Raw genomic sequence first — 9114 nt, forward strand, 5'->3', positions numbered from 1 at the left:
GGCCGCCGGCTGCCCCATCGGCAGGGGCTGCGCCCACGAGCGGTGCTCCAGCCCGGGCTGCCCGTACGGCCCTCTTTCCCGCTGCAAACCTTGAAAAGTTCATCGGCGAAAACCTCATCAGCAAGCTGGGCATTGCCATACTGGTGCTGGGGGTAGGCATTGGGGCCAAATACGCCATTGAGCATGATCTGGTAAGCCCCCTCACCCGCATTGTGCTGGGCTATCTGGCGGGCCTGGGCCTGCTGGCCTTTGCGCTTAAGCTTAAAAGGGAATACCTGAACTTTAGCGCCGTGCTGCTGAGCGGCGCCATGGCCATCTTCTACTTCATTACCTATGCGGCCTACGACTTCTATGCGCTGATCCCGCAGGGGGTGGCCTTTGGGCTGATGGTAGTGTTTACGGTCTTTACAGTAGTGGCGGCCCTGCAGTACAACATGGCCGTCATAGCTCATTTTGGCCTGGTGGGCGCCTATGCGGTACCTATTCTGCTGAGCGATGGATCGGGCAGGGTGGCCATTCTGTTCAGCTACATGGCCATTCTGAATGCGGGCATTCTGCTGATCTCCTTTAGCCGGCAGTGGAAATCGCTGGTCTATACGGCCTTTGGCCTTAGCTGGCTGGTGTACATGGGCTGGTTTGCCCTTAGCTATACCGTGCGGGAGCCTAGCCATTGGGGCATTGCATTTGGCTTTCTGGCCCTGTTCTTCCTGATCTTTTACAGCATTTTGCTGGCCTACAAGCTGCTGCGCCTGGAGCAGTTTCAGAAAGACGATGTAGTGCTGCTGCTCTTCAATGCCTTTATCTTTTATGGGGTGGGCTATGCCCTGATCCAGGACCTGCCGCAGGGCGAGGAGCTGCTGGGCCTGTTTACCCTGCTGAATGCGCTGCTGCACTTTGGGGTGGCGGTGCTCATTTACCGGCGTCGGCTGGCCGATCGCACGCTCTTTTACCTGATGGGCGGCCTGGTGCTGGTGTTTATTACCCTGGCGGTGCCGGTGCAGCTGGAGGGGCAGTGGGTAAGTCTGCTCTGGGCCCTGCAGGCGGCCCTGCTCTTCTGGATTGGCCGCAGCCGCGGGGTTAGTTTTTATGAAAGCCTTTCATATGCGCTGATGCTGCTGGCTTTTGGGAGTATTTTGCACGATTGGTCGGAGAGCCCGGCCACCTATTTTCCGGAGGGTCAAACCCAGATCCGGCCGGTGCTGAACGGGGCCTTTTTGCTTACATTGCTTTTTACAGCGGCCTTTGGCCTGATGAGCTGGCTCAACCTGCGCTACCCCCCGGCCCTGACGGGCGCAGCCACCCGCCTGCAGCTGCTGCGGGTAGGGCTGCCGGCGGTGTTTCTGCTGGCGCTTTATCAGCTGTTCGGGCTGGAGATTGCCCGCTACTGGGAGGGGCTTTATCAGGCCTCTTACATTACCTATACATCTGCCGATTATGAGCAGGTGGAGCTATCGGGCTGGGATCATGACCTGCTCCTGTTCAGGCGCGTGTGGATGCTGAACTATAGCCTGCTGTTTCTAAGCCTGCTGGCGCTGGTTAATCAGCTGCGGATCAGGAGCCGGCCGCTGGGCCTGGTAAACCTGGGACTGAACGGCCTGCTGCTGCTGGTATTTCTCTGGGGCGGACTGTTGGCCCTGAGCGAGCTGCGGGAAAGTTACCTGAGCGGCCACATGGCCGAGTATTACCAGCGGGGCCCAGGACATGTGCTGATCCGCTACTTTTCCTTCCTGTTTTTGGGAGGAATGCTCTGGACCAGCTACCGCTACCTGCGCACCCCCTTTATGGCCCTTCAGCAGCATCGGCCGCAGGCCAACATGCTGCTGTATGGGGTATTGCTGTGGATACTGAGCAGTGAGCTGATCCACTGGATGGACATGGCCGGCTCCAGCCAGACCTATAAATTTGGGCTGAGCCTGCTGTGGGGAGCCTATGCCCTGCTGCTGATTGTGCTGGGCATCTGGAAGCGGCAGAAAGCGCTGCGCATCGGGGCTATTGTGCTGTTTGCCGTTACGCTCATAAAACTCTTCTTTTACGATATTGTGCACCTGGATACCATTGCCAAAACGGTGGTGTTTGTATCGCTGGGCGTTTTGCTGCTCATCATCTCCTTTTTGTACAACAAATACAAAGCCCTTATTTTCGATGAACCTACGGCCTAGCCTTTTTGTCAGCCTTACGCTGGTGGTGGTGTTGCTTGCAGAGGCTAAGGCCCAGTACCGGGGCTATGCCTACCAGCGGCAACTGCAGGGCCAGGCGCAGCAATGGCATGCCATTCCCCTGCCCGATTCGCTTTTTGGCCGGCTGCAGCCCAACCTGGCCGATATCCGCATACTGGGGGTACAGCCCGGGGGCGATACCGTAGAAGCGCCCTATGTGCTGCGCCGCCACGAGCGGGAATGGGTGCAAAAGCCGCTCTCCTTTAGCATGCTGAACCAAAGCAGCCAGCCCGGCCGCTATCAATATACCTTTAAGCTGCCCCAGGGCCGGGAGGTAAACCAGCTGGAACTGCAGCTAGACCGGGAGAATTTTGACTGGCGGGCCCGCCTGGAAGGAAGCCACGATCAGCAGGAGTGGCATCTGCTGGCTGATCGGCAACGCCTGCTGGCCATTAAGAACGGCCTGGCCGATTACCGCTTCACCACCCTGCGCTTTCCCAGGACCAACTACCCCTTTCTACGGCTCAGTATTTATAGTGATGAATCCCCTAAACTCCTGGGGGCTAGTCTTACCGAGCTGGATACCCTGCCTGGCCGTTACCAGGAGCGTAAGCCCGCCCGCTTTGCCGTAGTGCATGATAAAAAGGAGCGACAGAGCCGTGTGGAGATCTCCCTGGCCCAGGTAGTGCCCGTATCGGCCATTCGGCTGCAGGTGGCCGATACGCTGGCCTACTACCGCCCCCTGCGCATCCAGTACCTGGCCGATAGTGCAGAAACCCCCCGCGGCTGGCAGTACCGCTATCAGACGCTGCTCAGCAGTACGCTTAGCTCGCTGGAGGGCGCAGAATTCAGCGTTCCCACCACCATTGCCAGGCACTTTCGCCTCATCATCGACAATTATGACAATGCCCCTCTGCAGCTGGAGGGCGCGCGCCTGAGCAGTCCGCAATGGGAGCTGGTGGCGCGTTTTGCAGTACCCGGCACCTATTATCTGGTGTATGGCAATGCAGCGGCAAGGCCTGCCCGCTATGACCTGGACCGGTTTACGGACACTATTCCGGAAGCCCCTGACCCGCTGCAGCTGGGCCCGGAAGAGCAGCGGCAGTCCCGGGGAGCGCTGGCCCGGCCGCTGTTCAGCCATAAGGGTTGGCTATGGGCTGTAATGGGCGCTATTATGGTGCTGCTGGGCTGGTTTACCCTACAGATGCTCAGAAAAGGGTAAGCCAGGGCAGTGCCCCTTACTGCAGCTGCTCCAACAGATCGGTTACGGTTTGGGCGTGGGCCCGCAGGTTGGGCAGGGTGTTCATGCTCCAGTTGTGCAGGTATTCTTCCAGTGAACCGCTGGTGGCTTGCTCGTAGCGGCCAATCATTTTGGTCTGAATATCGCGCAGCACCTCCAGGTAACGTATTTCAAATGCTTCTGCAGGCAGTTCGGCAAGTTCCTGCCGGTAGGCCTGCACATCCTCGCCGGGTGTCTGCGGCAGTGCCAGCTTGCGGGCAGCGGCCAGGTGCTCCACCTCTTCATTCAGTTTCTGATGATAGGCCAGGGAGCTTTCGGCAAAGCTTTTTACGGTAGGGGTGCTAGCTTTTTGGGCAGCCAGTTCGCTGTAATGCACCAGCATAAGGCCATAGCTGTAGCTATCCAGTAAAAAATTGGCCTCCAGGTTTTCCTGAAGCTGATCGGTGGTCTGCTGCACGGGCTCCAGCGTTTGCTGATTGCTGGACCCATTGCCACAGGCGCACAGGAGCAGCAGGCCAAGTGCTGGCAAAAGCGTATGGTACAGGCGGTAGTTCATAGGAGGCAGGCGCACCAACTACCTGCTGCGCGGGGGAGTGGTGGTACGGGTGGTATGCGGTCTGTGCTCATCATGCGCCGGAAAGGTTAGCAGGATGCTGACACCGGCGCCGAACCAGAAAATAAACATGATGGGAAACCACGAATTGGCAAAGAAGGTAACGGTATCTACCCCCTTGCTGGAGGTAAAAATGCCAATGATGGAAAATACCAGGGCAATAAGGCCCATAATGGTCATGACAATTCCGGCTAGTCTCATAGGGTTGCTGTTTATTGGTCTAAGGTAGTGGCTAAGTTGGTAACGGCAAGCGAAACGTCCTGAATTACTTCCCGCACACCGCTTTTTACCTCTTCCCAGTTTTCATCAGTGGCGGCATTGATTCGCTGGTACTGCTCCACCAGGCGCTCCCGCTCCGTATCCATATCATCAACTACCTGTTCGTAGGCTTGTTTGGCTGCGGCCGGTACGTTTTTGGCCTGGTCTTCTACTTCTTCAATTTTCAGGTCTACCGCTACCAGCTGCTGGTCTAGCTCGCTGTTGAGCACTTCTTTTTCCTGCCAGACCTCATCCGAAATGGAATGATAGGCGCCAAACAGCTCATTGTTGGCTTGATCGTACTCAATTTCGGTGGGGGCTTCGGGCTGGGTAAAGGAAACCGGCCCTTCGGCCAGCGACTCGCGCCCGCTGCTGCAGGCGGCGGTAAGGCTCAACAGGGCGGCCATCAGGAGACCGCTTCCAAGGGGACTGTTCAAAAGGGGGGTGCTGCTCATGTCTGACACTAAACTGGTGATATCATGTTAGTGTACGCAGCAAAATGGGCAGGGTTGGTGCCCCTATCTGCCCAGATAGTGCCTTTGAAGGCTGCCAGATAGCTTTGCCCGGCTTATAACACGCCCCTTTTCTGCGGCTGCAGGTGCATCAGGTACTGGCCGTAGCCGCTCTTCATCAGGGGTTGGGCCAGCCGGTGCAGCTGCTCGGTATCAATAAAGCCCATGCGGTAGGCCACCTCCTCTATACAGCCGATCTTAAGGCCCTGCCGCTCTTCGATCACCTGCACAAACTGACCGGCCTGCATCAGGGAGGCAAAGGTGCCGGTATCCAGCCAGGCGGTGCCCCGGTTGAGGATGCCCACTTTTAGCTGGTTCTGGCGCAGGTAGTGCTGGTTGATATCGGTGATCTCCAGCTCGCCCCGGGGGCTGGGCTCCAGGTTGCGGGCAATGTCTACTACCTGATTGTCGTAAAAGTAAAGGCCGGGCACCGCATAGTTGGATTTTGGCTTCAGCGGTTTTTCTTCAATGGACAGCACACGCTGCTCGTCATCAAACTCCACTACCCCATAGCGCTCCGGGTCCTGCACATGGTAGGCAAACACTACCCCTCCCTGGGGATTGGTATTGCTTTGCAGCATGTTGGCCAGGCCGCTGCCGTAGAAAATGTTATCGCCCAGAATCAGGGCCACCTTTTCTGCCCCGATAAAATCGGCGCCAATGGTAAAGGCCTGGGCCAGGCCCTTGGGCTCCGGCTGCACGGCATAGGTAAACTGGCAGCCCAGGCGCTGGCCATCGCCCAGCAGGCGCTCAAAATGGGGCAGATCGTGCGGGGTAGAAATGATCAGCACCTCCCGTATGCCCGCCATCATGAGTATGGACAAGGGATAGTAGATCATAGGCTTGTCATACACGGGCATGAGCTGCTTGCTTACGGCCAGGGTAAGGGGGTGCAGGCGCGTGCCAGAGCCGCCGGCCAGAATGATTCCTTTCATGGGGGTGCTGTACTAGTTTTTGCTAAAATAAGGAGCTTTGGCCGCGCACGCAAGCCTTATTGCAGTTCGGCAGAGGCAGAAGGGGAAACGTAGGGGATGCGCACAATAAAGCGGCTGCCCTTGCGGGGCACGCTGCGCAGCTGGATGGTGCCTTTTAGCTTGTCAACGGCATTCTTGAGGATATACAGCCCCAGGCCGGTACCGCTGGAGCGGGTGGTGGCCCGATAAAACATTTCGAAGATGTGGGCCTGGGCCTCCTCATCAATGCCAATGCCGTTGTCGCTTACATCCACAATCAACTGGCCCTCCTTGAGGTTAATGAGCACCACCACTTTGGGCGCAGTCTCCGAGCAGTATTTGATGGCATTTTCCAGCAGGTTCTGGATAATGGTTTGCAGCAGGCGTGCCTCTACAAAAACATCTTCCTTTACCTCTACCCGTATGGTAAAATTGATGCGGTAAAAATCGGGCAGGTGGCAGAGGGTTTGCAGGCAATCCTGCACCATGGTGCGTGGATTCACGGGGCTTATGCGATCGGTGCCTCGCTTTACCTGTGAGAGCGAGAGCAGATCGGATACGGTGGCGTTGAGCCGCGCCACGGTGGCATGGTAATGGTTAAAGTACTCCATTACCTTGCTGTCCTGCCCATGCTCCAGCTGCACAATGTGGTGCAGGGCCATCAGCGAGCGCAGGGGGCCCTTCATGTCGTGGGTTACCCGGTCCAGAAACAGGCTCATATCTTCCTGTTCTTCCTGCAGGCGTTTTTCCCGCTGCTTCAGGGGGCTTATGTCCAGGGCCACAGCCGTGATGTAGGGCTCTTCGCCGGGGTTCTCTACCAGGGTGGCCGTATACTGGATCCAGATGTAGTGCTGCTCCTGGTGGCGCAGCTGGAGCTCGCAGCTAAAGCCGGACTGATCCCGCCGCACCAGGCTGCGCATGGCATTGGTAAACAGGGGCAGGTCCTGGGGGTGCAGCAGCGATGCGGGGTCAATCTGGCAGAGTTCCTCATAGCCATAGCCCAGCATGTGGCAAAACTGCCGGCTGATTTTGATCAGGTTGAAGTGACGGTCATAGACCAGGGAGGCGGGGGTGAGCCGGTCAAACTCCTGGCTTTCCCCGGCCTCGGGCTGGGCCTTGGCAGGGGTGATAACAATGCCTACTGAAGCGCCGATGCTCATGAGTCGCAGCCGGCAGGGCTGCTGGTTGTGGGTGGGGGTGAGCAGGCGAAGGTTGAGCTCGTATACCTGCTGTTTGGCTTTGGCCAGCAGCAGCATGCGCTGAAAAAGCGGCCTGTCCTGGGGGAAAACCCAGTCGGTAAAACTTTGCTGGCGGGCCTGCAGGCCGGGCTTGCCAACAAAAGAGAGAAAAGAAGGGTTGGCAGCCTGAATGCGGCTGTCGGGGAGTACCAGGCAGCAGGGGTCTTCTACTAAATTAACAATAGAATAGACTTCTGCCGGCAGCAGTAGGCCGGCAGCACCATCTGCAGAAGTTGCAGCCTGAGCGGTGATATCCTCTTTTTTTCCAGCAGGAAGCATGAAAGAGCCTGTGAAGGAGGTGTAACGGCTTGTCTAAGAACTTCTCGCTACTCTATCACATTAAAACAAAAGTACGTAATTATATTACAAAGAAGCTAGTTTTGCCGTATTTTAGTTTTCTGTTTGGTGCAAAGTACCCTTCTTTCGGATAAAGTGGAAGAAAGGCGCCTGTACCGGTACATTTGCCCTGATGAAACCAGTAATGTTCATGAAGAAGAGAGAAAGCCTGCGGTATTTACTGTTATCCCTGCTGTTGGTGGGGATCATGTCCGGTACCCTTCCCGCTCAGGTACGTTATGCGCAGAATGCGACGGATTCGCTGGTGTTTATCAGTGGCAGGGTGCTGAGTGCCAAAGACAGCACACCGGTTACGGCTCGCATCCGGTTCCGCAAGCTGCCCCATGGCGATGATGTGGGCGTATCATCCAGCAACAAGGTGGGTGCCTACCAGATGCCGGTGCTCAACGAGCGCAGCTACATGTTTGAGGCCATTGCAGAGGGGTATGTACCCCTGCGCCAGCAGATCGATATTTTTGATTTTGACCACGACCAGCTTGTGCGCAAGGATTTTATGATGGAGCCGGTGCGCATTGGCCAGATCATGGAATTTGACAACATCCTTTTTGAACAAAGCGAGGCTATTCTGATGCAGCAGTCTTACCCCCTGCTGGACCGGCTGGTGGACATGATGATCCACAACCCGCGGCTGATCATTCAGCTGGAGGGGCATACCGATTTTAGAGGACCTGCCCAGGCTAACAAACGCCTGTCGGGCGAGCGGGTAACGGTGATCCGCAATTACCTTATCAACAAAGGCATACAAAAAGACCGGGTAAAAACCCGCGCCTTTGGGGGTTCTAACCCACTTTCTACGGATGATACGCCGGAGGCGCGGCAGCTTAACAGACGCGTGGAAATACGAATTTTACAGGAATAATAATTCTTCCGAAATTCTGCGCCTTCTATTCACAATCCGGCAAAATTTGTAACTTACGGGGACTATTCTTGTGCTTCAGGAAAATATTTTTAATTTTCAAGACCAAACCTTACACGCGTAACTACTTACTAAGGATATGAGATCACACCTTTACCGATCGGGTTTACTTTTCCTTTGCTTTATATTGTTAGCAGTTGGAGCAACTTATGCTCAGAACGTTCAATGGGCATCAAAGGTGCTGGAAGTCTCCAGCGAAATATCCGACACCCAATTTTCCGGAAGACAGGCGCTGCGCGCCCCCAACGTGCTGCCTGCCGGTGGCGAGAACCCCAATGCCTGGACCCCCGACCGGCCCAACCGCAAAGAGTTTATAAAAGTAGGCTTTGATGAGCCTATGCGCATTCGCCAGATCGTTATTGCCGAATCCTACAACCCCTCGGCCGTATCGGAGGTCTACGCCTATGATACCCAAGGCAAAGAATACCTCATTGAAACCTTTACCCCTCAGGCCCTGCCCGGCGCCCAGGGGCGTTTGCTCAATATCTTCCTGGACCGCACCGAGTATGATGTAGCCGCCATAAAGGTGGTGATAGACGGTACCGCCCTGCCGGGCTACCACAGCATTGATGCCATTGGTATTTCAAGGTCGCGCTCCCCCATTGTGATCGATGTAAATGTGGCGGCCGATGTAAACCCCGATATTCAGGCCCGCAAGCTGGGCCCGCAGATCAACAGCGAGTATAAGGAACTGAAGCCCCTGCTCTCTCCCGATGGCAATACCCTGTTCTTTAGCCGCCGCAACCACCCCGGCAACGTAGGGGGGGTAAATGACAAGGAAGATATCTGGTTCTCTGAAAAAAATGTGCAGAGCGGCGAGTGGACCGAGGCCAAAAACCTGGGTGCACCCTGAACAACGAAGGCCCTAACT

At 56.2% G+C, this 9114-nt stretch carries 9 protein-coding genes; 4 read left to right on the forward strand and 5 right to left on the reverse strand.

All coding sequences use genetic code 11. The annotated features are described in order from the left end of the window. Both ADICEAN_RS18880 and ADICEAN_RS18885 read left to right on the forward strand, forming a co-directional pair. Positions 1–2159, forward strand: a 2159-nt coding sequence (locus ADICEAN_RS18880) for a DUF2339 domain-containing protein (protein ID WP_152426520.1), incomplete at its 5' end; no start/stop codon positions are given. Beyond that, positions 2143–3378 carry a DUF3999 family protein gene (locus ADICEAN_RS18885; protein ID WP_009197261.1) on the forward strand — a complete coding sequence of 412 codons (1236 nt, stop codon included), beginning with the start codon at positions 2143–2145 and terminating at the stop codon, positions 3376–3378. The genes ADICEAN_RS18880 and ADICEAN_RS18885, both read left to right, overlap by 17 nt. A gap of 16 nt (positions 3379–3394) precedes the next feature. On the opposite strand, the gene ADICEAN_RS18890 is transcribed toward ADICEAN_RS18885, so the two are convergent. The 5 genes from ADICEAN_RS18890 to ADICEAN_RS18910 all read right to left on the reverse strand — a co-directional run bounded on the left by ADICEAN_RS18890 (position 3395) and on the right by ADICEAN_RS18910 (position 7249). Continuing rightward, the gene (locus tag ADICEAN_RS18890; RefSeq protein WP_009197262.1) at positions 3395–3952 is read right to left on the reverse strand and encodes a DUF4142 domain-containing protein; all 558 of its coding nucleotides are present in this window, start codon (positions 3950–3952) and stop codon (positions 3395–3397) included. A gap of 18 nt (positions 3953–3970) precedes the next feature. Beyond that, positions 3971–4210 carry a hypothetical protein gene (locus ADICEAN_RS18895; protein ID WP_009197263.1) on the reverse strand — a complete coding sequence of 80 codons (240 nt, stop codon included), beginning with the start codon at positions 4208–4210 and terminating at the stop codon, positions 3971–3973. Between the two features lie 11 nt (positions 4211–4221). Then, the gene (locus tag ADICEAN_RS18900; RefSeq protein WP_009197264.1) at positions 4222–4722 is read right to left on the reverse strand and encodes a sll1863 family stress response protein; all 501 of its coding nucleotides are present in this window, start codon (positions 4720–4722) and stop codon (positions 4222–4224) included. Positions 4723–4835: 113 nt separating this feature from the next. After that, a complete protein-coding gene (rfbA, locus tag ADICEAN_RS18905; RefSeq protein WP_009197265.1) occupies positions 4836–5714 on the reverse strand; it encodes a glucose-1-phosphate thymidylyltransferase RfbA in 879 nt (292 codons plus the stop codon). Between the two features lie 56 nt (positions 5715–5770). After that, the gene (locus ADICEAN_RS18910) at positions 5771–7249 is read right to left on the reverse strand and encodes a PAS domain-containing sensor histidine kinase (protein ID WP_009197266.1); all 1479 of its coding nucleotides are present in this window, start codon (positions 7247–7249) and stop codon (positions 5771–5773) included. Positions 7250–7457: 208 nt separating this feature from the next. Here ADICEAN_RS18910 and ADICEAN_RS18915 point away from each other — a divergent pair, with 208 nt between their 5' ends. Both ADICEAN_RS18915 and ADICEAN_RS18920 read left to right on the forward strand, forming a co-directional pair. Then, on the forward strand, positions 7458–8186 hold the full coding sequence (locus ADICEAN_RS18915) for an OmpA family protein (protein WP_009197267.1): 729 nt from the start codon (positions 7458–7460) through the stop codon (positions 8184–8186). 235 nt (positions 8187–8421) lie between these two features. Further along, entirely contained in the window at positions 8422–9096 is a 675-nt protein-coding gene (locus tag ADICEAN_RS18920; protein WP_009197268.1) for a hypothetical protein, read from the forward strand. Positions 9097–9114: the final 18 nt, after the last annotated feature.

This window comes from Cesiribacter andamanensis AMV16 (assembly GCF_000348925.1).
Taxonomy (GTDB): Bacteria; Bacteroidota; Bacteroidia; order Cytophagales; family Cyclobacteriaceae; genus Cesiribacter; species Cesiribacter andamanensis.